Raw genomic sequence first — 24,564 nt, 5'->3', positions numbered from 1 at the left:
GGCAGCATCAGTCCTCTTCGGAAACCTTCCTTGCCTCGACGGTGATCGGCAGACGCGTATCCCGTGGAAGATCGGGTAGGAGGAGCCGCCACCCGTTCCTGAGCGTCACAGTTCCGCCCCACAACTCTTCCTTCTCGAGCTTGATGATCGGCTCTTCGAGGTCCTTCTTCGGGACATACGCCGACAAGCCAGCATCGGTCCTGCGGATCATGACTTTCATCTGGCCGTCCCTTCATTGGTATTGCTATCAGCACTGCAGGGCACCTCGGCTTTGTCGAGGCTCATCAGTTCACGCGCTCGCATGCCGACGACGGTGCCACGGTCGATCCATTCGACCGCATAGATGAAGAACTGCTGGAGAAAGGTGCCAATGTCGCGCACATATCCCTCGTCGCCCTTCCGCACGAGATTTTCGCCGATCTCCCTGCCAGGATAGGTGCCGTCATTTTTTATGTGGCGAGTGGCACGTACCCGCTCTCCCGGCATGAATCGTGGAGGCCTGCGGATTTCGACCTCCTCTTCGCGTCCGAGCGACATGTCCGTTCCCTGATTTCTCTTGAGGCTGCAGATTGTGAACAAAGGCGTTCCAGGCGTCCTGCGAAGGCATCCCCGACCATGTCGGCAGCCCAATGTTCGTCACGCAGGAACGCAGGTCTTCGGCACCGGGCATACCGAGGCACATTGCTGCGCATCGAAGACCCCCTCGCACTCGGTGCACTTTTGCGGCTCGATCACATAGCTCTCGCCTTTGAACTTGATCGCGCCGGAGGGACACTCGAATTCGCAGGCGCCGCATTGGGTGCATTGGGATGCGATGATCTTGAAAGCCATTTTAACTCCTGGTCCGAATGGATGAGACGCGCTCAGGCCGTCGCCGCGAGTGCGGGGGTCCCAGACGCGGCCGCGTAAATCGCGCTGATTGCGGTCTCGATATAGTCGTGGGCATATGCGTCGGTGGCTTGGATTCCAGCGTCGGCGAGCTGATCCTGCGGGCAGTTTCCGATCTTGGCGCACAGCACGACATCTATGCCCTCAAGCGCAGCGATGACGCCATCCAGGGCGGCTTCTGCGCCCCAGCCGCCGAGACAATACTGCTCGACCTTGCGATGCCCGACAAAGCTGATCCCTCTCGGCGAGGCTTCGTAAACCTGGAATTCCTTCGCATGGCCGAAATGTTCATTGACGCGGCCGCCGCCCTTGGTCGCCACTGCGAAGAGAAGGGACTTGCCGGGGCTCGCTGCCTTGACCAATCCGGTCGCTTCTCTCCTAGCCGCCACGTGATCACGGCGCTCCTCCGCGAGCAGCTCCCGATAGGCCTTGCGATTGCTGGCATCGTAGGTGACCTCGCCGGGAATTCGGTCGACTGTGAATTCCTGGCCACGATCCTCACCGAGCAGGCCGACGGCATCTGCCCGGCACTGCCGGCAGTGGCGCATCAACTGGGCGCCGCCTTCGACACGATCCTGAAGAGCCTTCATCTCCATTGCGTTTGGGCCGCGTTGCCCGCTCAGTCCGTAGTGCGTGCCGTGCGCCGGGTCCGAAATCAGCGGCATGAGGTTGTGCAGGAACGCGCCTCGCTCCTTGACCCATCTATTCACCTCGATCAGATGCTCATCGTTCACGCCGGGGATCATCACCGAATTGATTTTGGTGAGGATGCCGCGCGCGGTCAGCATCTCCAGACCCAACATCTGCCGCTCGTGCAGGATCCGGGCGGCTTCGATGCCGACGTAGCGGCGATGGTCGTAAAAGATCCAAGGATAGATCTTTGCACCGACCTCAGGGTCGACCATATTGATGGTGATCGTCACGTGATCGACATTCATGTCGGCAAGCTCATCGACATGGTCCGGCAGCGCGAGCCCATTCGTGGAGATGCAAAACTTGATGTCTGGGATTTCCCTGGCGACTCGTTCGAACGTTGCCTTCGTCTTCTTCCAATCGTAACAGGCATCGCCAGGTCCGGCGATGCCGAGCACGGAAAGCTGCGGCACCTCGTTGGCGACCGCGATCACCTTGCGTAGCGCCTGGTCGGGCGTCAGCTTTTCGGAGACCACCCCAGGCCGGCTTTCGTTGGCGCAGTCATATTTGCGATTGCAGTAGTTGCACTGGATATTGCAGCCGGGCGCGACCGCGACGTGCATGCGCGCGAAATAGTGATGCGCCTCTTCTGAAAAGCAGGGGTGATCCTTGATCTTCTCCCAGATAGCCGGATCCGTGTCGTCCGGCTTTATCGACGAGCCGCAGGACGAAGACGCGCAGCCCCCGGCTTTCACGGTGGCAAGCAACTGGTCACCGAACGTCGTGCTGAGGCTCTCAAGCGAAATTGCCGGTGCGGACATCGAACGGCTCCGTTGCTGGGTGAATGTCGCAGTTCAAACCGCAAGAGCTATGCCAGCTCAAAGAGCGGTTTTGGTTCACGATTGTGCTTTCGTGTCTGATTCCGTCGGATTGCTCCGACACACCTTTGTCGGGCTTCCGACAGTGGACAAGCAAATCGGGTCGCGAAGGTTACCAGCCTTGGGCGCGCAGAGTGTGAGGGAGACTACTCCGGGCTTACGTTTGACGTCATCACGACGTCTAGAATTTCTTCACCTCGATGCCATGTCGGCGCAGCGCGTAGCCGATTTGCCGCGGCGTGAGGCCGAGGATACGAGCCGCCCTGGCCTGAACCCAACCGGCCTTGTCCATCGCGTCGATCAGCCGGTCGCGTTCCGTCAGACGCGGGGGACAAGCGGGATCGTTCGGATCGCCGGCCGCAAGGGGAGATACGTTGCCTGCGGAGGCACCGATGCAACTGGCCGGCAGCCGCAGTCCGGCCGGCACTGCGTTGACCCGGGCGAGATCGTCGATGGCATTGCCGCCATTCGAGCGGTCGGCTCGTTTCCAGAGGAGCCAGGAAAGGCACTGGCTCTTCTTACAGGCGAAATCGGATGGCGTGATCGTCCTTGAACGCGCAAGTGTGGCCGTCCTTTGGACGCAGTTCTCCAGCTCGCGGACGTTACCAGGGAAGTAGCATTGCGAGATCAGGTCAAGCGCCGACGGCGCGAAGGCGAGTGCGCGATCGTTCTCCTTGTTGAATCGATTGAGGAAGGCGTTCGCAAGGCGTGGAATATCGCCGGGTCGCTCTCTGAGCGGAGGCAGGATAATTGGCACCACATTGATGCGGTAATAAAGGTCGGCCCTGAACTCCCCTTTTATGACGGCCGTCTCGAGGTCCTTGTTGGTGGCGCATATGAGGCGCACGTCGACCTGTAGCGTTTTGGTGCCGCCGACTCGCTCCAACTCGCCTTCCTGCAAGACACGCAACAGCTTGGCTTGAAAGGCCGGCGAAATCTCGCCGATTTCATCAAGTAGCAGCGTTCCCTCATTTGCCAATTCAAAACGACCGGCGCGCTGGGAGATAGCACCCGTGAAAGCGCCCTTTTCATGCCCAAACAGTTCTGACTCAAGAACGCTTTCAGACAGTGCGGCGCAGTTCAATTTGACGAAAGACTTCTTCCTCCGACGTGAGAGCTTATGGATGGCTTGCGCAAAGAATTCCTTGCCGGTGCCGCTTTCACCCCGCAGTAGCACGGTGGAATTGGTCCCTGCTACGACCGAGACGGTTTCGAGCACCTGCTTGAGTGCGGGGCTTTCCCCGATGATCCCGTCGATTTTGACATCCGCATGCCGGGCAGGGTCGTAGGTCCTCCCCTCGTTGGGCGATTTCTCCGGTCTCCATTGCTTATGGACAGACGGCTGACGATCTGTACTCAGGATGCGATGGAGACGGATGGTCCGGCCGACAAGGTTGGCGACCATCGTCAGGAAGTATGTGTCCTCGTCGTCGCGAAGGTCGGTGGCACCGTTTCCGGGGCGGTCGATCGACAACGTCCCAAGGATCTTATGCTCAGCCTTTAGCGGGATACCGATAAAGGCAATCGGGATGGTGCCGCTGCTCGAAGACGTTTGAAGGTCATTCTGAAATAGTTGGGACTTGCTGACGTCCGGTATCAAGAGCGGCGTCCCCGTGGCGACGATTTGGTCTGTTACGGCGTGTGGTATGACCCGGCGAGTGCCTGGTTGAGGTGCGTGGGTGTTGCCGGCAGTTGCGGCAATCTCCGGCTCTCCTTCAGCGTCCAGGACGACGATTGCTCCGTGACGCATCTGCAGAAACGAAGGCAGGATGTTCACGACATTGGCGAGCGTAATCTCCAGCTCGCTGGGGGCGGTCAGCACCTTCGATATCTCGTAGAGTCCCCTGAGCGCGATATCTGCTTGGGGCATGCTTTTGATGGGCGGTTCAGGGCGGGTATCCCGAGGTCCTACCTCGTCGACCCGATCTTGCGGTACGTGAGCCATGGAAACACCTCAGGGGTTGTCGTCCAGAGTGCTCCTCCTTTTGTATCTGGGTCTGAATTCTGAAAGCACAGTATTCACGAGATTCTCTTCGTTTCGATTCAAGAAAAGATAGACTTGGCGTTGGTCGCGACCTCAGGTGCACCAAGACTAACCCTCTTGATACGTGCGTGCGTCGGTCATCCGAATTTGAAGAGGACTCCGAAACCGCCGCGTGGATAGTTCCACTCGATCTCGCCACTGGTCTCACACAAAATCCGGCAGGTGCCGCACTCCATGCAGCCGTCGGCAGTGATCTCCACTTGACCTTTGTCGTTCAACTCATAACATTTCGCGGGGCAGACGTGGGTCAGCGCGAGCAGGTTCGCGCTTGGCCTCTCGTGCGGTCGCACTTTGATATGCGGACGGCCGGAATCCACCAAGTAGCGGTTCTGGTAAAGCTTGTCCTCGACACGTGACTTCGTCACTGGGATCGTCATTTCGTCTCCCCTCAGCGCCACGCCAATGCAAGGCGGACCGCGTCGCTGACCAGCCCCCAGCGCGAGCGCGCCTTGATGAAGGCCGCCGTGGTCGCCTTTTCCTTCTCGATCTTCGGCGTGCCGTCGACACGCATGAAGTTCTGCGCGGCTTGCGACATCAACCGCGGATAAGTCGTGAAGTAATTGCAGGAATTGGTGTGGAGCAAGGCCGGCATGTCTTTGTATTTCCTTAGGTCCTTGACCACGAAGGACTTGTCCAGCATGGCTTTGTAAAGGGCGAGATTCCGTTTGCTCATAGGACCGTTGCGGCTCTTGACCTCGATGATTGCCTCAGCCGCGATGCGGCCGGAGGTCATGGCGAGGTTCGAGCCCTCGCGGTGAATGGCGTTGTTCAGTTGCGCGGCATCGCCGACCACGACCCAACCGTCGCCAAAGAGCTGCGGAATAGCCTTGTAGCCGCCTTCGGGAATGAGATGCGCGGAATATTCTTTCACTTCCGAGCCGGCAATCAGCGGCCGGATCGAAGGATGGGTTTTTAAGGCGTCGAGGAGGACGTAAGGGCTCTCGACCATCGCGGCGAAATCGGAGACGAGGCAGCCAATGCCCAGTGAGATCGACTCCTTGTTGGTGTAGAGGAAGCCGAGCCCGGCCATGCTGCGGGAGGTCGTGCCCACCGCCTCGATCACGCAGCCTTCATCGCCTTTGAGGCCGAACCGCTGCTCAATGACCTCTTCGGGCAGGAAATGCATTTCCTTGACGGCGAGCGCCACGGTTTGCGGCTTCGGCATCTCGCGCAGGCCGGCCCGCGTGCCAAGCAGTCCGCAGACACCTTCTGCGAGGACGACCACGTCTGCGTAGATGGCTCCGCCGGCCCGGTCTGTGCGGACGCCGATCACCCTGTCCTTGGCGTCACGGATGAGTTCCGTCACGGTCGTCTCGCACAGAACCGTCGCGCCGGCCTCGCGCACCTTACGCGAAAACCATTTATCGAACTGGGCACGGATGATCGTGTAGCGGTTGGGCTTCGCCTCATTGAAGTCGTCCGACCGATAGTGAATCCCGGTGTGGGACGTGTCGTCCATCACCCAAAGCCGCTGTTCAACCAAATGCCGCTCAAGAGGCGCATCGTCCCGGAAATCCGGGATGATCTTCTCCAGCATGTTCGCGTACATGATGGCACCCTGGACATTCTTGGACCCCGGATATTCACCCCGCTCCAACTGCAGCACCTTCAGGCCGTGGCTGGCCATGGTGTAAGCAGCTGCGTTTCCGGACATGCCGGCCCCAATAACAATGGCGTCGAATTGTTCCTCAATCATGTCCATCCCTTAGCTCGCAAGCTTGTCGCGACTGTGGGGCGACAGCCGCCGGGTGAAGGCTTCCGTCAGTGCGGGCAGGAAGCGGATCGCGTCGGTGACGATCCCGAGGTGAGCGAAATCGAAAATCGGCGCGTTCGGGTCGGTGTTGATGGCCACGATGAGATCCGCCCCCTCGACGCCAACCCGGTGCTGGACGGCGCCGGAAATCCCAGCCGCTATGTAAAGCTTCGGCCGGATGGTCTTGCCAGTTTGGCCGATCTGCCGATCAGCTGGCATCCAGCTCTTCTGGACCAACGGGCGCGAACAGCCATGCTCGGCACCAATTGCCCGCGCGAGATTCTTCACAAGCTGCAGGTTCTCCGCCGCTCCAAGACCGAGGCCTCCCGCAACCACGACGTCGGCATAGGCAAGATTTGCCTTTGCCGACTGACTATCCGGCAGGAAGCCCAGGACTTTGGTAACGATCTCGTCCTCGGCTACCGAGAGCTTGTGCCGGATGACACGCCCGACCGGTTTATCCGTTCGCTGCGGCATGGGCATGACCCTCGGTCGCACTGTCGCCATCTGGGGTCGGAAATTGAGCGTATAGATCGTGCACAACAAGGAACCGCCGAAAGTCGGACGGGTGGCGGCGAGCGAACCGTCGGTATCCACATCGAGTTCGGTGCAGTCGGCCGTGAGCCCTGTCTGCAAGGTCGTCGCCACGGAGCCGGCAAGATCCCTGCCGAGTGTGGTGGCACCAAGAAGAAGGATCTCGGGTTTGTGGGTATCGACCAGATCCGTCATCGCCTTGGTGAATGGCTCGTTCCGATAGTCGGCGAGCAGCGGCGCCTCGACGATATAGACAAGGTCGGCGCCATAAGCGAACGCTTCGGCGACGGCGTTCCCGATGGCCTCTCCCGGCGGTCCAAGCACGACGCCCGCAAGCTGGACCTGAAGCTTGTCTGCTAACTTGCGGCCTTCGCCGAGCAGTTCGAATGATACGGGATGGACCTGGCCGCGTTCGAGCTCGATGAAAACCCAAACGTGCCGGTAGTCCTTGAAATGCGCGGGCAGCTCCTTCTTTATGCCGGCACGGCCGGCGGCAGGGCGAGGCGTTTCTCGGTTCGCGTTCGACATCGTCTGATCCTTGCCCTCTCACGCGCCGCCGTTGAAGGCGAGCTCATGTTCCAATGCCGGCTGGCGGGTGAAGATTGCCGTGATGAGTTCGTCAGCGACATCGCGCAAAGCCATCTCGGCGGTGTCGATTTTTGCCGCCTTTTCCGCCCGCGCAGGAGGGGCGAAAACGCGCTTGACGACCGTCGGTGAACCGCGCAGGCCGCATTTGGTGAGATCCTCAATGCCGGCGTCGGCGGCACTCCATTTCAAGACCTGGCTGCGCGCGGCGCACAGGGCGTCCTGGATCGAGCCCCGGCGGATCTCGTTTGTGCCTTCCAGCATGGTGATCAGGCAAGGGAGCCTGCTCTTCAGCATCTGTGTGCCGCCTTCGGAGCGGCGCTCAGCCTTGATCTCGCGCGCACCAAGGTCAATAGAGGCGATCTTCGCGACATAGGTCAACTGCAGGAGTCCGAGGCGCTTGGCGATGCCGGGCCCGACCTGGGCGGTGTCGCCATCGATCGTCTGCTTGCCGGTGAAGACGAGGTCTGGCGTGCCGAACGTCTCGCCAACCTTCGCGATTGCCTGGGAAAGGGCGAACGAGGTCGCCAGCGTGTCGGAGCCGGCAAAATAGCGGTCGGTCAAGAGCACCGCTCGGTCGGCGCCGTAACCGAGCGCCTTGCGCAGCGCGTCCTCTGCCATGGGCGGACCCATAGTGAGCACGGTGACTTCGCCACCATAGGCGTCGCGCAGTCTGAGGGCTTCTTCAAGGGCGAACAGGTCGTAAGGGTTGATGATAGTCGGAACACCCTGGCGCATGATCGTGTTCGTCACCGGATGGACCCTTATCTGTGCCGAGTCCGGCACCTGCTTGATGCAGATTACAATGTGCATTGGCGGTTTCTCCAGGCTCCTGTCCGGATGCGGGCTTGGCGGTTATCTCTTTGGTTTGCATCATTCATGCCAACTGTTTTGCGCTGCCCCCAATTCCTAGAACTTCGCTTGGTTGCTTCTGAGGGCGCCGTGGTGATGACCGGATTTGTCGGCTTCTCGACATTGTCGCGTCGCAGCCCGTGTCGCGGTCATTCCTGTCCGAACCGCTTCAGTACGGAGTCGAACGGGACAAAGGTGCGGCCCGGCGTGGCAGGTTTGTTCGGATCGTGGTCTTTGAGCACCTTGAAGACCCGATGGGTGAGCGGCGAGGAAACCGCGAAGTCCTCGTAAGCGCGTTCGAGCGTCGCGCGCACCCGCGCGGCAATCACCTGGTCGGGCAGACCGGAGAAATCTTCTTCGGCAAGGTATTGGCCCACGCGCTTCATGATATGGAGCCGCGAGACATTCAGCACCTTCGGATCATAGGAGACGCCAAGGACTGCGAAGAACTCCTCCGCAGCCGACAGGCGCTTCAGTCGTGCGAGGATGTCGGTGACATCGATGGGGCGGCTGTCAGCGGAACAATTCATTGCATTCTCCCTGGTCGGAAAACTGTCGTGTCGGTGCGCTCGCGCACGGCTGACCTGGACCCGCACAGCTCCGCGAGGGATGCCTCGCTGCACATTCCATCGTAGAGCTCGACCAGTTGAGTTGCAGTGACGGTCGATTTGGTCTCGGCCGCCTCGCGCCGGACGCGGGCCACCATCGCCGCTGCCAGATCCGGGTCGAGATCGCGACCGCTTTCGCTCAGCACATGGGCAATCGCAGTGGCGCCGGAATGCTTGCCGATGACGATACGCCGGCAGCGGCCCACGAGAGCCGGATCGAGCCCTTGATAAGTACGCGAGTCCTTCAGCAGCCCTGCGACGTGAATGCCGGATTCGTGGGTGAAAACATCGGCGCCGACGACCGGCTTAATGGCCGCGGTCTGCCGGCGGGCGGCCCAAGCCACCTGGGCGGCGAGGTCGGGCAATGCGGTCAGCTCGATGCCGGTGTCCGCGCCGTCGAAGACCGCCATCGCGGCGGCCACCTCTTCCAGCGCGGCATTGCCCGCACGCTCACCGAGCCCCAGGACGGTGACGGACGCATGGCGCGCGCCTGCGCGGATCGCGGCCAGCGTGTTGGCGGCAGCAAGTCCGAGATCGTTGTGCGCATGAAATTCAAGGTCGATTGGAGACTGCGCCACGAGCTGGGCGACAAGTTCGAAGGTCGAAAACGCATCGAGAACGCCGACTGTGTCGGCTAGCCTGACGCGGCTTGCGCCGGCGCGTGCAGCCGTCTCGATGACGCGGGCGAGATGATCCCGATTGGCCCGCGAGGCATCCTCGCAGCCCACCGCGACGAAGAAGCCGGCGGCGGCTGCGCGCCTGACCATATGTTCGATGACCTGGAGCGCTCCCGCCTTATCGAGGCCGAGCTTGGCGGCAAGTTGGATGTCCGACGCAGGCAGCGATAGATTGACGGCATGGACGCCGCTCTCGATCGCTGCATCGAGATCCAGCGACGTCATCCGGCACCAGGCCATGAGCCGAACCGGGAGACACCGCGCGACCACGGCGCGAATTGTTTCGATCTCGTCGGCGCCCATGACCGGCGTGCCGATCTCGATCTCTGTGACGCCGGCCGCCGCAAGAGACTCGGCGATCTCCAGCTTTTCCGTCGTGGTAAAGGCGACGCCGGGCGCCTGCTCGCCATCGCGCAAGGTCGTATCGTTGAGAAAGACATGACGGGTCATGAACGGTAGCCGGTTCTGCTGCCGCTCAGGCATAGACCGGATTGAACGTCTTCGGAGCTTCGCTTACCCGGCCCAGAACTGGGAAAGCCACGCAGCTTCTCCACGATTGCCGGCATGACCTCGAGCACCCGGTCGACGTCCGCTTCGCCGTTGTCCCGCGCCAAGGAGAAGCGGACTGCCGCGTGTGGCGTTTTCATCGCGCTCAGGACATGGCTCGGTTCCAGAGAGCCGGAGGTGCAGGCAGAGCCGGAGGAACACGCGATGCCCACGCGGCTGAGGAGGAGTGGAATTCCATCACTTTCGACATGTTCGAAGGAGATGTTTGCGGTGTTGGGCAACCGTTCCAGGGGATCACCAGTGACACAGGTGCTTGGGATGCGCTGGAGAATTCCGTCCTCTAAACGGTCGCGGAGCGACTTTACCCGTGTGGTCTCGTCGTCCATGAATTTCAAGGCGAGTTCGGCCGCCATGCCGAGCCCGACTATGCCGGGCGTATTCTCGGTGCCAGCACGCCGGTTGTGTTCTTGGTGGCCCCCCTTGATCAGCGAGTGGAAATTGACGCCACATTTTACGAAAAGCGCGCCGATCCCTTTCGGCCCGTGCAGCTTGTGGCCGGAGAGCGACAGCATGTCGATTGCGGTCGACTTCAGGTCCATCGGAAGCTTGCCGACCGCCTGCACAGCATCGGTATGGAAAAGCGCGCCCACTTCCTTGGCCAACTCGGCAAGCCTGGCCACGGGGAAGATCACACCAGTCTCATTGTTCGCCCACATTATCGAGACGATTGCCACCTGTGGGGTGAGGGCGGCCATATAGGCGTCGAGGTCGAGCCGGCCATGGCAATCCACCGGGATCCTGTGCACCTTGACGCGGCGGGTCTTCTCAAGATGCGCGCAGAGCGTCAGCACGGCGGGATGCTCGACCGCGGACGTCACGATCTCGGTTCGGTTGGGCGCCGCCTCGAGCGCCGAAAGAAGCGCTGCATTGTCGCTTTCTGTCCCACCCGAGGTGAAGGTGATCTCATCGTCGAACTCCGCGCCGATCAGAGCTTGCAACTGCCTCCGCGCCTTTCTCACCGCTGCACTGACTGAGGCGCCAAGAGCGTGCGCCGACGAAGGGTTGCCGAATTGATCCCTAAAGAACGGCAACATCGCTTGCACGACCTCAGGATCGACCCGTGTGGTTGCGTTGTTGTCGAGGTAGACAGGTTTCATGTGCGATCCTCAGTTGACCGGAATGACGCGAGCGCGCGACCGCCTCATTGAGCCTCTGGCGTATGCCGTTGATGATGATGGGCCCGAACTGGCAGCCGGCGCAGACGCCCGAGAGTTTGACGTAGACCGGATCGGCGTCGACATGGACAAGTCCGCAGTAGCCGCCGTCAGCCCGCAGGTAAGGACGCCCGAACACGACAACATTATCGATAAGCCGAATTTGGCGCAGCGGCGCGATTTGGCCGCCAGCAGCTTGGGTGCCACCAGGAACCGAACTGTTTCGGGAGGCGACGTTCTTTGCATCCTACCTGAAGCGATTGCCCGTCCCAAGATCGGCTTCGACCTTGCCTTGTTCTTGAGGACAGGGACATCTGTTGTGCCGGCCATATAAGCCTCCTCTGCCGCAAATGAGTCCGTCGGCGGCAATCGCTTCATGGACCCGCACAGGCGCTTCGGGCGATCAACTGAAGGACTTGCCGCAGCCGCACTTCTCGCGCGCGTTGGGGTTATCGAAGACAAAGCCGGAAGATTCGAGCCCGGTGAGGAAGTCGACGGTCATGCCGGCGACATGCGGTTGGGAGCCCGCGTCCACGAACAGCTTGATCCCATCTGTCTCGGTGATCGCGTCGCCCTCGCGCGACACGCTCTCCAGGCCCATTAAGTATTTGAAGCCGGCGCAGCCGCCGGCCTGGACCATGATGCGAAAGCCTTCCGCCGGCTCGCTGGCGCGGGAAAGAGCAGTCTTGATGGCGGCAACAGCGTTGTCGGTGAGCGTAATCATGGCTCCATTCTCCTCAGTCCGGGACCTGCTTGCGCATCACATTGCATGCACCGTGCCAAAGCGAAAAAACGTTTCAACACAGCGCGGCATCTCTGACACTGCTGTGGTTCTTGTGAGTCCATTGCTGCGAAGGTGTCGGCCAACCGACACGTACTGTCGGGTTTGTCGGGTCCGCCACGCCGGATGTTGGGCCTGAGTTGTTGGCTGAACTCACATTAAACCAATGACCATTACAGAAGACTTCTTCTGAGCTTGCTTCGGCGCAATTGGCACGGTTTTTGAAGCTCCACTGGCGAGGCGGCAAGAGACTGCCGATCCACAATCGTGTCGTGGGTGCCCTCGCGATCGATGGGGCGAAGCAAGGGAGCAACATGTCAGGACTGGGTCAGACACGCTTTGTTTGGCGAAGCAGCGCCGCCCGTGGCATCCGAATGACCGATTGGCCGATTGCGACAACACCCACAATCGCTCACCACCGCCCGGTGGCCACCGACCGGCTCGATGTGATTCCATCGGCATGTGCCTGCTCGTGTCACTCGGGTCTCGCCGCTCCGATAGCACCCCCGGTTTTCGCGCGGGTGCGACGACGTGCGCACGCTCTCCAGCGACACTTTGTTCACGGGCCAGCGGCAGATCAGGGTCGAGCATTACGGCGCGCCCTATCGGCTGAAGATTCACCGGCAGGGCAGCTGATCCTCACACGTAGGTGGAAGCAGGGGTAAGACATGGACCAGCGCGAGAAACCGTCGCCGGACGAAATCCGGCGGGCGTGCGAAGACAATCCGAAAATCCGGGAGCATGATCTCGCCGCTCGATTGTGCATTTCGGAAGCCGAATTGGTCGCGGCGCATTGTGGTCACGGCGCGGTGCGCATCGAGCCGCGCGTCGATGATCTGCTGACCGGCCTCGAAGCGGTCGGCGAGGTGATGGCGGTCACCCGCAACCAAAGTGCCGTGCACCAAAAGATCGGCGTGTACGACAAAGTGGTCACCGGCAACCCGCATGCCATGGTGCTCGGCGACGAGATCGACCTGCGCATCTTCCCGAAAGCGTGGGCGTATGGCTTCGCCGTCGAGAAGCGCGAGGGAGCCGAGATCCGCCGCAGCCTGCAATTCTTTGATGCCACCGGCGAGGCGATGCACAAAGTACATCTCAGGCCCGCCTCGAACCTGCACGCCTATCAGAATCTGGCGGCAGAGCTCGTATCCTCCGACCAGGAGCCGATCATATCGGTCGAGGCGAGCGGGGCGCGCGATAACGCAGTGAGTCCAGACCAAGCCGCCACGGTCGACGACCTACGCGAGCACTGGAGCCGGCTGAGCGACGTGCATCAGTTCTACCATATGTTGAAGACACTGAAGCTCAGCCGCTGCCAGGCGATGCGTATGGCCGACGAGGATTACGCCTGGCTGCTCGACAATGATGCCGTTGGCGCCCTGTTCCAACAGGCGGCCGAAGACGAGATGCCGATCATGTGCTTTGTCGGCAATCGTGGTTGCATCCAGATCCATTCCGGCCCGATCAAGTCGGTCAAGCAGATCGGGCCGCGGATCAATGTGCTCGACGAGACCTTCCATCTGCATCTTAGGACTCATCACATCCGCGAGGTCTGGGCCGTGCGCAAGCCGACGAGGGACGGTCACGTCACGTCCGTTGAAGCCTATGGCGCCGACGGCAAGATGATCATCCAGTTCTTCGGCAGGCGCAAGGAAGGCGAACGCGAGGGCAGCGACTGGCGGTTTCTGGCCGAGAGTCTGCCACGTGTTCCCGGTCCGACCTACAGGGATGTGTAGAGTGCCGACAGGCCCCTCGGATTGAACCGGCCGCCATAGGACTCGGCACCACGTTGCGACAGCGGCTGCGAGGTCGTAGCGCATACGGACGGTTAGGTGTGCACGCCGGAATTGACCGCATCGATACAGTCAAGCTCGTCGCCGGCCGGACTGCTGCGCACGAGTGCATCGCCGTCTGACCGAAAATCCTTGCAGCGCCTGCGAGCGATAAAACCCATACGCCACCAGGACCGAACCGAAGCGCGGCTCGACCTTGTTGATATTTCCGATCATCGCGCGCAAGCGCCGACGGGTCTTGTCGGACCGCACCCGATCCTTGCGCTGGATCGCGTCGTTGCTCAATCCGGGCCGTGCGAGCGATCTCCTCGCTCGTCGACCGGAAGGCTGTGCAGCAGCAGCCAAGCCGAACAGCCCGATGTCGCGGACACGACAAAACCGACCACGGATGTCGGTTGTCGGACGTTGTCCTAAGAATGATGGACAGGTGATCATCAGCGGCGGGCCCAGTGCAGGCTGGCATTGCTTGGTGCAGCGCCATGGGTACGCCTATCCGGCACGCGACTTGCTTCGACAATTTGATCAGCAGGGCATCAGCAGTGCGTCACGGTGCTCAGATGTGATTGATCAGCCTCTCAACCCTAACGGGGATAAGCGGCGGCTTTGCTTCATGACCGGAGCGCGGCGGAGATGCCCCTTCTGATCGACTTCGCAACCGATCTCATCCGCGCTGGTGCAGGTGGGCTGTATCAGGCGACAGAATCTAGAAGGCGCCCGACAAGAGACGTGCCCATGCTGGAAATCGACTTTATGAACAGCGGTGCAATCTCAATCGAGCCATGAACGCCAATGTAGAGAAAACAAAATGGCGACCAACCCCGTTCCAGATCATGTCCCGCCCGAAATGGTGAGGGACTTCAGCCTGTTTACATCGCCAGGGATGCCACCAACACCCAACGGGGATCCACACGCAGCTGTCGCTTGCGTACATGACGGGCCTCCGATCTTTTACTCCCGCTACAACACGCAAGATGGCCGGGGTACCTGGGTCATCACCCGTGCCGCGGACCAGCGGAAGGTGCTGCAGGACGCAGAGACTTTTTCCAGCCATCGCAGCATCTTCTCCTCCATACTGGGTGAAAACTGGCCGACGATCCCGCTTGAGCTCGATCCACCGGCCCATGGCGTCTTTCGCTCACTGCTCAGTCCGCTGCTTTCGCCAAAGCGGGTGAGGGTGTTGGAGCCGGCTGTCCGCGAACAAGCGATCATGCTGATCGATAGAATTGTCGCATCGGGCACAAGCTGCGACGCGATGAAGGATTTTGCCTTTCCTTTCGCGGTGAGCACCTTTCTTCGCTTTCTGGGGTTGCCCGATGACCGACTCGATACATTCGTCGGCTGGGGGAAAGATCTGCTCCACGGCGACGATAAGGAACGACCTGTGGCTGCCCGGACGATCGTGGCATTCATCGACGAACTTGCAGCCATGCGCCGCCAGGAGGCGGTTGACGATTTCATGACCTTTATCGTGCAGGCACAGGTCGAGGGCCGCCGGCTGACGGACACCCAAGTCCGCGGCATCGGCGTGCTTGTCTTCGTCGCTGGGCTCGACACGGTCGCAGCAGCTATAGGCTTTGACTTGGCGTACCTCGCGCGCAACCTCAAAGATCAGCAATTGCTGCGGAGCGAACCGGACCGCATCCCGCTCGCAACCGAAGAATTGCTGCGGGCCTATCCGCCCATTCAGTTGATCCGCGTGGCTACGAAAGATATCGACTTCGAAGGCGCGCCGATCCGGAAGGGGGACTATGTTTCCTGCGCCACGATGATTGCCAATCGTGACCCGGCGGAATTCGAATGCCCCAACACGATCGATTTGGAGCGGGAGGACAACCGCCACGCAGCGTTTGGCTATGGTCCCCACCGTTGCCTTGGCTCACACCTTGCCCGGCGGGAGATTGTCATTGGCCTGGAGGAGTGGTTGGCGCGCATCCCGGCTTTCAGGATCAAGCAGGGTACGGCACCGATAACTTCTGGCGGCCATGTGTTCGGGATCGAAAATTTGATCCTGGACTGGTCTTAGGCCCGCCCCGACCCGGGGCACAGACAATGGAGGCAGCGCCATGCGCATCATCGTCCAAAAGGCCAAATGCCAGGGTCACGCGCGATGCGCGGCGCAAGCGCCGGACATCTTCAAGCTTGATGACGAGGGCTACATCCTGCCTGGTGACATTGAAGTTGCGGAAGGGGAGGAACTGCCTGCATCGCGGGGCGCGCGATCCTGTCCTGAACGTGCGCTGGAACTCACCCGCTGCGCGCTTTGAGGACTCATTCAACCGAGAGTCTGGCGGGCTTGAACCATGTGGCCGCACTCAGCACGCGACCTCTGTCCCGCACGGTTCACGTCCAACTCTGCAGGGGCATTTCCGGCGCCAGTGTTCCCCGTGAGGCGCAAACGGCAGGGCAGGGGTTCGCGAACACCTCTTCCAATCACAGAATTTGCGTCAGAGCCGATGGACCAGACGAGAATTGCCGAACTACTCGACGCGAGGCGACCCGGAGTGCCATACCGAAGAACTGCCCGACCCATGTTGCGGCAGGCCGGGTCTCTGCATGATTTGATAGGACGAAACCAGGAGAACGCACCATATTTGCCCAACATCATGCCCGGCTCAGCACCGGCCAATGGCCGCACATCGAGCTGGAGAGGAGGTTCGACCAGCATGTGCTTGCCTGTGTGCTTTCACGCGCGCTCGAGGAGATCGAGGCCGGCGAGGCGACGGCGACGGAGGCAACCGGACTTTCGCGCGCCGAGTTGCGCGATGTCCTGGTCCGCTGTTTCCCTGCTTTTCCTATCAACGCGTTTGCCTTGAAAGAGGTGAGCGAGCCCGAGCCGGATCTGGAAGAAGAACTTCTGCATGGACTGCTGCTGGCGCATGCCCGACATGGCGACCCGGCGAGCGCCCGCTTCGCCAAGATCATCGCCCGGCGTGCCATGCGCAATGACCACCTCTGGCAGGACCTTGGCCTTTTTAATCGAACCGACCTCGGCCGCCTGCTCGCCTCGCATTTTCCGACGCTGGCGGCCGGCAACACCCAAAACATGAAATGGAAAAAATACTTTTACCGAAAGCTCTGCGAGGCCGAAGGTTTTTCGCTGTGCAGCGCCCCCAGTTGCCGGGACTGCAATGATTTCGAAAGCTGCTTCGGCCCGGAGGAAGGCGAAAGCCGCCTCACACGGACCAAGGACAACGCCTAGGATTGAGAGCCGCTTGCGTCAGTCGTACAGCGTCAGCGCTCGCGCCGCGCCATATGTCTGTTGTCAAATCTCGACGGACGCCATCGTTGAGACGTCCATTTCGGCAGCGATAGCCCTCTTTTCGGCCTCCTGGGCAAGATGACTGGCCGCGACCTGCGAATGGCCCCTGCGGCAAGCAAGGCGCCATAAATAACTGCACCCAGCAGAACCAGTCGGCAAGGACGAACGGAACTGGCCACGTGGACGGGTATATCGAAGCGTCCATTGTTGACGTCAGCATTATACCTGGTAACGCCAGACTTCGACCGATTTTCAGCGGGCCGATAAGAAAGGCGCTCGAAGAGAAGGCGACTTTCGACCTGAACCGGAAATTGCAAAGCTGCAAGCCCAGTTGGAGCAGCAGTTGGCCCGGTTGAAGGATGCAGAAAAGTTGGCGATCAAGCTCAAGACTAATTCTGTTGGCCTCAAACGAATCAACGTCGCCGACGAAGCAATCGAGGTCGTAGACGGTTTCACAGGACGGCGGACATTGCGGTCGGCAGTCTAGTCCCAGCCAAATAGGGCGCGCGCTTCTGCTACTGCGCAAACGCCTCTGGAGTCGATTTTATCAGCTCATTGGCGTGATCTTCAGTTCCTTCGCCACAAAGCCCGGCGGAGAAGAGTATGCTGCCTGGCCTATTCATTCGCCCAAGCCCGCTTGCCACGGCAGCTATCGTTGTCATTTTTACATCAGACGATCGTCTCGTGAGCAGTGGACCGCAGAGTTGCGAAGACGCAGTTGCCCTTTGCTTCTACTGTGCATAGAAGCCATTTGTGCGGGCAGAGGTACAAAATCTGGGTGCGGTGCTGTGGGAATAAAATTCGAAAAGCTAAATAAACTGCGAGAGTCTCTGCTAGAGGCAAATCACGATTTCCGCGCCAGCACCCAATTGTTCAATAGCTTGGATGTCGCGAAAATTGATCGCGAAATGGATCTTGGAGATCGCGGAAAGCAGCGGGGCGAGGCGAACCAACCTCCGAAGGCGGCCAAGAATTTCGACGACGTTGAGCATGCAGTCATCGAGAGGGTCGAGGACGAAAAAAAGGCGGCACACCACACCCTCGAGGATAGCCTGCAGCTTCTCTCCGGACGTTTGGCGGGCCTCGACTTTGAAGAGCAATTTGGTCTGATCCGTCAGGCGAACGCCGCCAGTGTTTCTGATTTCAAGGCCTCGATCGCGGTAGGCCTGGACGAACTTCACGGATTGCGAAAATCGCTCAACGACGCGGAGAAGGAGCACGCCTGGTTCAAACAGAAGCACGGGCTTGTCCGCGCCGTTAGGATTCAGCACGGAGCAGCCTACGTTTTCCGAATTTCCTTGCTGATTTTCCTGTTTCTGATTGAAACGGCGATGAACGGAAATTTCCTTGCCAAGGGAAATGAACAGGGATTCTTTGGCGGGCTCCTCGAAGCCGCCGCGTTCTCGTTTTTGAACATCGGCGCCGCACTGCTGTTCGCAATATTCTGTGCACGCCTGGTGACTCACAGATCGGTTTTTGTGAAGTTGATCGGCGCGCTGTCGATAGTGGCCTATGTTGGCTTGGCGTTGACCATAAACCTAGCGCTTGCGCATTACCGCGAAGTCAGCGGATCCTTTGTAGACGGAGCCGGCGTCGAGGTCGTGCGCAGCATGCTCGCCAATCCCGCCGGACTTATGGACGTGAAATCCTGGCTTCTGTTCGCGATCGGCCTCATGTTTTCGATCTTTGCGTTTATCGATGGCTGGTTCGTTCTAGATCCATACCCGGGCTATGCGGGTGTCGAAAACAGATTGGTCGCTCGCAGGGAAGACTACATCGAGCGCAAGAGCGAGCTCATCGAGGCTCTGCAAGAGGTGCGCGATGAGCACAACGAGAAGGTGGAGGACATCGTCAAGCGGCTGGGGAGCAGACGCAGGGAGCATCGGGCGATCATCGATCATCGGTCGAGGCTGCTGACGCTCTTTGCGCAGCATCAAGACCAGCTAGAGCGAGCCTGCAACCAGCTTCTCGCAAAGTACAGGGAGGCCAATATCCAGGCCCGCACAGAGCCAGCGCCAAGACATTTTGCCACGCCCTCCAGACTCGAGCGCATAAAACCCCTGATATCGTCCGACGATGAATGGAGCGAGAAGGACCTGAGCGCCTCAATTCGTGACGCGCAGGAAGAACTCAACGCTCAGGTGCGGCTCATCGGGCTGGAATGCGAGCGCGGGATCGAACAGTACCGAGATCTCGACAAGCTTCATCCGGACAGCGTGAATGGCTAGGCGGGGCCGCAGAAGAAAGAAAGGCAGTGGCGGCACCATTGTCGCAGCCGTCGGATTGGCCGTGCTGTCGGCTGCGATGCTGGCCGGTTTTGTTTGGATGTGGTCGAGATCCGGGAAGGACCAAATCGACGCCAGCACGAATTGCCCGTTGGGCGGTCCTGTAAGCCTGACGGCGGTCTTGATCGACGCCACCGACCCGATTTCGCCAATAACCATGGCGGATCTGAAGAATGAATTCCGCAAGACCATTGGGCGCGTCGAGCCTGGCGGCTATCTGAAGATATTGACGCTGGGCGCGACGCCCGGCGACCTGACTGTGATGTTTGATGGATGCAATCCGGGCGATGGCTCGACGGTCGATAGCTGGACGAACAATCCGTCTCGGCGGCAGAAGAAATGGGAAGATGCGTTCGAGGACCCGTTGACGAAGCTTCCCGACCAGATTCCCAATGGAGAATCCGCGAGCCAATCTCCGATCATGGCGGGAATTCAGAAAATCAAACTGTCGCTATTCGATAGCGGTTTGGCGAAAGAGAAGACCGCAAAGCGAATAATAGTCGCGTCAGATATGATTGAACATACGGCGCTATACTCACAATATCGTTCGGGCCTCGATTATCAGAAGTACCTTGATAGCGCGGCTGACAGGACTTACGGGACATCGCTTGATGGCGTTGGGGTCACGTTACTCTACGTCGACAGGGCGAAGAAGCCATTTGGCTCTTACGAACATGCAGAGTTCTGGACCCGGTGGGTTCAAAGCCATCATGGTGATTTTGAGAAGCTGGTAGGATTGGAGGGGTTAAACTGATGGCCAAGAAGCGAGGGGAGTCGTTCTTAGGACATCCGAGCCTGCCCCTTGTCGTCTTTGCGACGCTAACCCTGGGTGGCTGCGTGTTCATCGCAATAGCCAAGCTGTCGGGCGTAGACCCGATAATGGCGGCGAGCGCACCGGTGTGCCTGATGCTCATCTATCTTGCCGCGTCCGTCTTCACCGGCAAGCTACGGCTCCACGATGAGCAAACTGGCGACAATCTCTACTACATGGGTTTCCTGTTTACGTTGACGAGTCTCGGCGTATCGCTGTTTCAGTTTGGGTCCGAAGGATCCACTGACACAATCGTGCGGAACTTTGGCATCGCCGTGACGTCGACGATCACCGGCATTGCTCTACGGATCTTTTACAATCAGATGCGCCGCGATCCTGCCGACATCGAACGGACGGCCAGGCACGAACTCGCGGATATGACGCGGCGTGTAAGAGCTGAGATGGAAAGTGTAACCAGGGAATTCGCTGACTTTCGCCGCGTCAGCAATCAGATGTTGGAGGAGGGTTTTGCCGAAATTGCCGTCCAAGCGGAGCGGAACGGAGAGCACATAAGATCGGCACTGGATAAAATCGCGATGGAATCGATCAAACCGGTTCAAGAGGCCTCGGGAAAGCTCAGCAACGCTTTGAGCGATAATTTTGGGCAGATCGAAAGTCAGTTCTCCTCGATCGCACAGCGCCTCGAGGCGGCAGCCGATCTGCTCGACAAAGCCAACAGCTCAATGTCCTCTTCAGTTCGCAGACTGGGTGAACAGGCCGACAGCGTAGCCACCAAGTTGGAAAAGGTTGTCGTCCCCGATGAGGTCCTTAAGAACGATCTGGCGCCGATGGTAAAACTCCTTGGCAGCGCGGTCGCTCAGTATGCTGTCAAAACAGAGACGGCTTCGCAGGAACAGCAAGGCCGCATGGCTGGCATCGTGGATGCTGTGGCTAAAGTGGCCGCAGGTGTGGAAAGGGCTGTGGCAGCCGCAGAGCAAACAGCGGAGAGCGTTCAGGCACAACAGCGCTTGACCCAGGCGCTTGCTGCAGTGGTGCAAAAGCAAAGCAAGGACACCGGAGACCTTGTCGCAACCTTGGCAGGAAGAACCCTTCACGCGCCGAGGCCTGTTCCCCCTCTCAACGCTCCTATCGCGGTCGAACAGCACCTGGCAGATCTGGTCGCAAATGACACCGTCGAGAGCGCACCGATTAGGGTCGAGCCTGCGCCCGAACCAGACGCTTTCCAATCTCTGGGAAGCGAGCCTCCCGCCGAACGAACGGAACCGCCTAAGCGAACCAGTTGGTGGGGCAGGTGAGCGACGCTGGTGGGACTTCGGTCGCCTTCGAGCGCAAGGGTTACGGCCGCGGTTTGATACTGGGCCTGACCATGGCCGAGACGATGCTGCTTTTGGTGTTCTGCCTGCTGCTAGCAGCCGGTGCTATCATCACGAAAAAGCAGAGAGAGACCGATGAGGCACTCCGAGCCGCTCAATCAAACAAGGAAAACGTGCAGAGGCTCGAAGCCGAAAACAAGCGGCTTCTGGCTCAGATAAAAGCGGTGTTTCAGCCCGCGAGCGGAGGAACCGTTCCCGACGAAGAATGGCGCGAGCTGGTCCTGGCCAAGGATGCTGTTAGGTCGGTCAAGGAAGCAGGTATTTCCCTGGAGGAGGTCGTGCGAAATGCCCCTGTCGCGAAGGTCCTTGCGAACAACGACATAAGCGTTGACCAGGCTAACGCCATGATAGATGCGGCGAAGGTCTTGAAAGAATTTGGTTACATCGGCTCCGACAAAGGGCTGCAGGATCTGACTGACGCGCTCAAGAAGGCTGCAGAGCAGACGCAAGCAGCAAAACCTCACGACTGGCCGCCGATAATTAGTCTTAGCGAACTGGATGGCTATAATTTCGATACCGGAAGCGCAGAGCTTTCGGATCCGTTCAAAACAAAGTTGCGCGATCTTGCGAAGACAATCGCCGGCACTGCGACCTCTTACGGTGTCGACGTGATTGAGGTGATTGGACACACGGACGAACAGGCAATGGCGGGCGAATCCTCCAACATGGACAAGGGGCTCCAACCGGTCCTGTCAGGGAAAGTGGAAATCGGCTCACTCCATCCCGCCGACAATGCCGGCCTTGGGCTGGCGCGCGCGATTTCAGTTACAAGTGTGCTCAGTGACATGCCCGCATTAAAGGGGTTTACGATTTTGCCGATGTCTGGTGGTCAGCTCATCCTTCCCGGCGATCATCTCACCGACGGAGCGCAGATGGGCGATGTGCGGGCTCGAAGGCGCATCGAGATTAGGGTGAGGCAGCGATCAAAATTGGCGCCGGTTGGTGGCGCCAAGCCATGAATGGGGACGAGAGACTGGCGCCTTAGCCGGTACGGCAGTTGAGTTGGGGGATTGGGCTATGGGGTTTTACGTTCGAAAATCGATCAGTGCGGGACCATTCCGCTTTAACTTTTCGTCCGGCGGGGTTGGCGCTTCCGTTGGCGTGAAGGGCCTCCGCATCGGCACTGGGCCACGAGGTCACTACATCCACGCCGGCGTCGGTGGGCTCTACTATCGTGGCACTTTAGGCAAGGCTAGCGCCAAGAAGGTAGTCCAGCTCTCTCAAACCCCATCCGCGCCGCAACCCCGTCCACAATCGTCGCCCCCGGAGTACGTCTCTGACGGCGTCGTAATGAGGGAAATCGAGTCCCGCGATGTGGTGGAGATGCTTGATGAGACATTTGCCAATGTGCTCGATGAAATCAATGCAAGGCAATCGCAGACGCGGCTGTCCGTAGCACTCGCGGTTCTGTTCGGGATTGCAGGTTTCCTTGTGGGGACCAAGCTCGGAGGTGCCGCACCGGCGCTGGGCGTCGGTGCCGTTGTGCCGGGTATGCTCATTGGCAAATGGTTTGACAGCTACCGCCGGGTAAGCGTGCTCTATTACGATCTGGAAAAAGACGCGGAGGCTGCCTACGGGCGACTTGTCGGCGCGTTCGAAACTATCACTGGCTGCGCAGGGAAATGGCATGTCGCCGCCGGCGGCAAAATAGAGGAACTGACGGCTTGGAAGCGAAATGCGGGCGCGACGATGTTGGTCGACAAAAAGCCGACCACGCTTGAAAGCTCCTTGCCTAAAATTGTTCGTAGCAACGTCACTCCACCTTCGCTCCATGTCGGCCGGCAAGTCCTTTATTTCATGCCAGACCTCGTCTTGGTGAAGGACGGAAACCGATACGGCGCAGTCGGATATGCCGATCTGCAGACCCAATTCGCCCCGAGTAATTTCATCGAGACCGGCAAAGTTCCATCTGATGCGGAGATCGTGAGCTACACCTGGGCTCACCCAAACAAAAACGGCGGGCCCGACAAGCGCTTCAAAGACAATCGGCAGATCCCTGTCTGCCGCTACGAAGCGTTGCGGTTTTCTAGCCCGTCCGGACTTAACGAGCTGGTGGAATTTTCCAAGACAAACGTCAGCCAGCCCTTTTGCCAGGCTCTATCGGCACTCGCGCAATTGCATCGAAGCTCCGACCGCCAATCCATAACGCTGAACGCGCACTCAAGGGACTGATAGTGGCGATGGCTCAAAGCATGGCCAGGTCAGCAAACGCCTTCGCATGGAATCCCATCGCTATCTCGATCCAACTTGCTCCCCCATGAGCAGTTGGCGAGATACCAACGCGCTTCTTCGCAAGATGAAATCTCCGTGCAAAAGCGGCGAGGTTGGCATGAGTAGCTCTGTGCTACTTGGCGACGGCTGACAAGCCCAAGGGGGCTTTTGGTTGGGCTCGCAGATTCGGCATGTTGTTCGCGCCAATCCCAAGGGTTGTCAAAAGTCCCAATCCAGATTCCAACCTTTGCGGTTTCAGCATTAGTTTGCTGTTGCGCATAGGCGCCGTGGCTATAGCGGGGCCAGTCCAAGGCTCGGCCATGTTCGACCATCCAGGACGCGACGCTGACACCGTCCGCGCGCCGACAATCACCGACGAAGCGACGGTACCGATCCCATGAAACAAATGTGCATTGGACAGGCTGCGAAGCCGCAAGGAAATTCGCCAGTGCTTCGGCCGCCTGGCGCCCGCAGGGGTATTGATGTGCGCTAGCGTCATTGCAGTATTGGCGGCTTTCGGGTGCATCGATGCCGTTGAAGCGGACGCGCTGCCCGTGGATCTCTATCGTGTCTCCATCAATCACCGATGCTATGCCTACAATCGGCGCCGGTCTCGACCCGGTCGAGTTTGCTATATCCAGACCGCGTAACTGGTCGCCCGAGCCTGTAAAATAGTGGGTCGCGTAAGCAGCCAAGGCCACCACCATCACCAGGATCAGAGGCAAGGGCACATCTGGAAAGAAACGTCTGCGGACGATTGGTTCCGCGCCGCGCCTTGGTCGCGCGCGGCGACGATGAGAATAGCGATTGTTATTCAATTTCCGATCCTTTGCGAAACGCAGGCTGCATGATTTCTAACGTGCCTCTGCACGCTTCGTAGGCGCCTTTTTCGCTGGCGCTGGTTTGCCTTGTAGTTC

The 24,564-nt window shown here is 59.5% G+C and carries 27 protein-coding genes and 1 pseudogene; 11 read left to right on the top strand and 17 right to left on the bottom strand.

Annotation, left to right across the window (positions count from 1 at the left end; genetic code table 11):
• Window positions 1–7: 7 nt before the first annotated feature.
• The 14 genes from nifT to NKG60_RS21735 form a co-directional block, all read right to left on the bottom strand.
• Window positions 8–220: a putative nitrogen fixation protein NifT gene (nifT, locus tag NKG60_RS21800; protein ID WP_023678250.1), complete on the bottom strand. Its 213-nt coding sequence runs from the start codon at window positions 218–220 to the stop codon at window positions 8–10.
• Window positions 217–537, bottom strand: a complete 321-nt coding sequence (locus NKG60_RS21795; protein ID WP_352450751.1) for a nitrogen fixation protein NifZ — start codon at window positions 535–537, stop codon at window positions 217–219. The genes nifT and NKG60_RS21795 overlap by 4 nt, the downstream gene beginning before the upstream one ends.
• 99 nt (window positions 538–636) lie before the next feature.
• The gene (locus tag NKG60_RS32310) at window positions 637–831 is read right to left on the bottom strand and encodes a 4Fe-4S dicluster domain-containing protein (RefSeq protein ID WP_023678248.1); all 195 of its coding nucleotides are present in this window, start codon (window positions 829–831) and stop codon (window positions 637–639) included.
• Between the two features lie 32 nt (window positions 832–863).
• The gene (gene nifB, locus NKG60_RS21785) at window positions 864–2,342 is read right to left on the bottom strand and encodes a nitrogenase cofactor biosynthesis protein NifB (protein ID WP_352975526.1); all 1,479 of its coding nucleotides are present in this window, start codon (window positions 2,340–2,342) and stop codon (window positions 864–866) included.
• Window positions 2,343–2,580: 238 nt separating this feature from the next.
• Complete coding sequence (nifA, locus tag NKG60_RS21780) at window positions 2,581–4,344, bottom strand: nif-specific transcriptional activator NifA (protein WP_352975524.1); 1,764 nt, start codon at window positions 4,342–4,344, stop codon at window positions 2,581–2,583.
• A 176-nt stretch (window positions 4,345–4,520) separates the two neighbouring features.
• On the bottom strand, window positions 4,521–4,820 hold the full coding sequence (locus NKG60_RS21775) for a ferredoxin family protein (RefSeq protein WP_352457020.1): 300 nt from the start codon (window positions 4,818–4,820) through the stop codon (window positions 4,521–4,523).
• A gap of 11 nt (window positions 4,821–4,831) precedes the next feature.
• Window positions 4,832–6,139, bottom strand: a complete 1,308-nt coding sequence (locus NKG60_RS21770) for an FAD-binding protein (RefSeq protein WP_352975570.1) — start codon at window positions 6,137–6,139, stop codon at window positions 4,832–4,834.
• Window positions 6,140–6,148: 9 nt separating this feature from the next.
• Complete coding sequence (locus NKG60_RS21765) at window positions 6,149–7,258, bottom strand: electron transfer flavoprotein subunit alpha/FixB family protein (RefSeq protein WP_352975521.1); 1,110 nt, start codon at window positions 7,256–7,258, stop codon at window positions 6,149–6,151.
• Window positions 7,259–7,276: 18 nt separating this feature from the next.
• Window positions 7,277–8,128, bottom strand: coding sequence for an electron transfer flavoprotein subunit beta/FixA family protein (locus NKG60_RS21760; protein WP_352975519.1), 852 nt, complete (start codon window positions 8,126–8,128; stop codon window positions 7,277–7,279).
• Between the two features lie 188 nt (window positions 8,129–8,316).
• Complete coding sequence (gene nifW / locus NKG60_RS21755; RefSeq protein ID WP_352503026.1) at window positions 8,317–8,697, bottom strand: nitrogenase stabilizing/protective protein NifW; 381 nt, start codon at window positions 8,695–8,697, stop codon at window positions 8,317–8,319.
• On the bottom strand, window positions 8,694–9,902 hold the full coding sequence (gene nifV / locus NKG60_RS21750; protein WP_352975516.1) for a homocitrate synthase: 1,209 nt from the start codon (window positions 9,900–9,902) through the stop codon (window positions 8,694–8,696). The genes nifW and nifV overlap by 4 nt, the downstream gene beginning before the upstream one ends.
• Window positions 9,899–11,116 carry a cysteine desulfurase NifS gene (nifS, locus tag NKG60_RS21745; RefSeq protein WP_352975514.1) on the bottom strand — a complete coding sequence of 406 codons (1,218 nt, stop codon included), beginning with the start codon at window positions 11,114–11,116 and terminating at the stop codon, window positions 9,899–9,901. The genes nifV and nifS overlap by 4 nt, the downstream gene beginning before the upstream one ends.
• A complete protein-coding gene (locus NKG60_RS21740; RefSeq protein WP_352503029.1) occupies window positions 11,067–11,312 on the bottom strand; it encodes a NifU family protein in 246 nt (81 codons plus the stop codon). The genes nifS and NKG60_RS21740 overlap by 50 nt, the downstream gene beginning before the upstream one ends.
• Window positions 11,313–11,576: 264 nt before the next feature.
• Window positions 11,577–11,897 (bottom strand): HesB/IscA family protein, encoded by a 321-nt coding sequence (locus NKG60_RS21735; protein WP_023678237.1) that lies wholly within the window; start codon window positions 11,895–11,897, stop codon window positions 11,577–11,579.
• Between the two features lie 588 nt (window positions 11,898–12,485).
• On the opposite strand from NKG60_RS21735, the gene hemP reads away from it, so the two are divergent.
• Window positions 12,486–12,590, top strand: coding sequence for a hemin uptake protein HemP (gene hemP / locus NKG60_RS21730; RefSeq protein ID WP_352975512.1), 105 nt, complete (start codon window positions 12,486–12,488; stop codon window positions 12,588–12,590).
• A 32-nt stretch (window positions 12,591–12,622) separates the two neighbouring features.
• Window positions 12,623–13,690 carry a hemin-degrading factor gene (locus NKG60_RS21725; RefSeq protein WP_352975510.1) on the top strand — a complete coding sequence of 356 codons (1,068 nt, stop codon included), beginning with the start codon at window positions 12,623–12,625 and terminating at the stop codon, window positions 13,688–13,690.
• Here NKG60_RS21725 and NKG60_RS21720 read toward each other — a convergent pair.
• Complete coding sequence (locus NKG60_RS21720; protein WP_352594714.1) at window positions 13,675–13,752, bottom strand: hypothetical protein; 78 nt, start codon at window positions 13,750–13,752, stop codon at window positions 13,675–13,677. The genes NKG60_RS21725 and NKG60_RS21720 overlap by 16 nt on opposite strands.
• A gap of 67 nt (window positions 13,753–13,819) precedes the next feature.
• Window positions 13,820–14,032 carry a hypothetical protein gene (locus tag NKG60_RS21715; RefSeq protein ID WP_352975509.1) on the bottom strand — a complete coding sequence of 71 codons (213 nt, stop codon included), beginning with the start codon at window positions 14,030–14,032 and terminating at the stop codon, window positions 13,820–13,822.
• A gap of 520 nt (window positions 14,033–14,552) precedes the next feature.
• Between NKG60_RS21715 and NKG60_RS21710 the strand changes: the two genes are divergently transcribed.
• The 9 genes and pseudogenes from NKG60_RS21710 to NKG60_RS21670 all read left to right on the top strand — a co-directional run bounded on the left by NKG60_RS21710 (window position 14,553) and on the right by NKG60_RS21670 (window position 23,608).
• Window positions 14,553–15,770 carry a cytochrome P450 gene (locus NKG60_RS21710; protein ID WP_352494971.1) on the top strand — a complete coding sequence of 406 codons (1,218 nt, stop codon included), beginning with the start codon at window positions 14,553–14,555 and terminating at the stop codon, window positions 15,768–15,770.
• A 40-nt stretch (window positions 15,771–15,810) separates the two neighbouring features.
• Window positions 15,811–16,011, top strand: a complete 201-nt coding sequence (locus tag NKG60_RS21705; RefSeq protein WP_352491466.1) for a ferredoxin — start codon at window positions 15,811–15,813, stop codon at window positions 16,009–16,011.
• 323 nt (window positions 16,012–16,334) lie between these two features.
• The gene (locus NKG60_RS21700) at window positions 16,335–16,946 is read left to right on the top strand and encodes a nitrogen fixation protein NifQ (RefSeq protein WP_352517095.1); all 612 of its coding nucleotides are present in this window, start codon (window positions 16,335–16,337) and stop codon (window positions 16,944–16,946) included.
• A gap of 854 nt (window positions 16,947–17,800) precedes the next feature.
• Window positions 17,801–19,234 (top strand): hypothetical protein, encoded by a 1,434-nt coding sequence (locus NKG60_RS21695; RefSeq protein WP_352517096.1) that lies wholly within the window; start codon window positions 17,801–17,803, stop codon window positions 19,232–19,234.
• On the top strand, window positions 19,227–20,045 hold the full coding sequence (locus NKG60_RS21690; protein ID WP_352517088.1) for a hypothetical protein: 819 nt from the start codon (window positions 19,227–19,229) through the stop codon (window positions 20,043–20,045). The genes NKG60_RS21695 and NKG60_RS21690 overlap by 8 nt, the downstream gene beginning before the upstream one ends.
• On the top strand, window positions 20,045–21,358 hold the full coding sequence (locus NKG60_RS21685; RefSeq protein WP_352975508.1) for a coiled-coil domain-containing protein: 1,314 nt from the start codon (window positions 20,045–20,047) through the stop codon (window positions 21,356–21,358). Before NKG60_RS21690 ends, NKG60_RS21685 begins: the two co-directional genes overlap by 1 nt.
• On the top strand, window positions 21,355–22,395 hold the full coding sequence (locus tag NKG60_RS21680; RefSeq protein WP_352517090.1) for an OmpA family protein: 1,041 nt from the start codon (window positions 21,355–21,357) through the stop codon (window positions 22,393–22,395). The genes NKG60_RS21685 and NKG60_RS21680 overlap by 4 nt, the downstream gene beginning before the upstream one ends.
• A gap of 58 nt (window positions 22,396–22,453) precedes the next feature.
• Window positions 22,454–22,600: pseudogene (locus tag NKG60_RS21675) on the top strand (DUF4236 domain-containing protein); the annotation flags it as partial.
• 126 nt (window positions 22,601–22,726) lie between these two features.
• Window positions 22,727–23,608, top strand: coding sequence for a hypothetical protein (locus NKG60_RS21670; protein WP_352975577.1), 882 nt, complete (start codon window positions 22,727–22,729; stop codon window positions 23,606–23,608).
• A 29-nt stretch (window positions 23,609–23,637) separates the two neighbouring features.
• On the opposite strand, the gene NKG60_RS21665 is transcribed toward NKG60_RS21670, so the two are convergent.
• Window positions 23,638–24,465 carry a thermonuclease family protein gene (locus tag NKG60_RS21665; protein ID WP_352975507.1) on the bottom strand — a complete coding sequence of 276 codons (828 nt, stop codon included), beginning with the start codon at window positions 24,463–24,465 and terminating at the stop codon, window positions 23,638–23,640.
• Window positions 24,466–24,564 lie beyond the last annotated feature (99 nt).

The organism is Mesorhizobium sp. M1428 (assembly GCF_040317515.1).
In the GTDB taxonomy this organism is placed as follows: Bacteria; Pseudomonadota; Alphaproteobacteria; order Rhizobiales; family Rhizobiaceae; genus Mesorhizobium.
The sequence above is the reverse complement of the archived record's forward strand: the minus strand, read 5'-3'. Positions and strand labels throughout refer to the sequence as shown.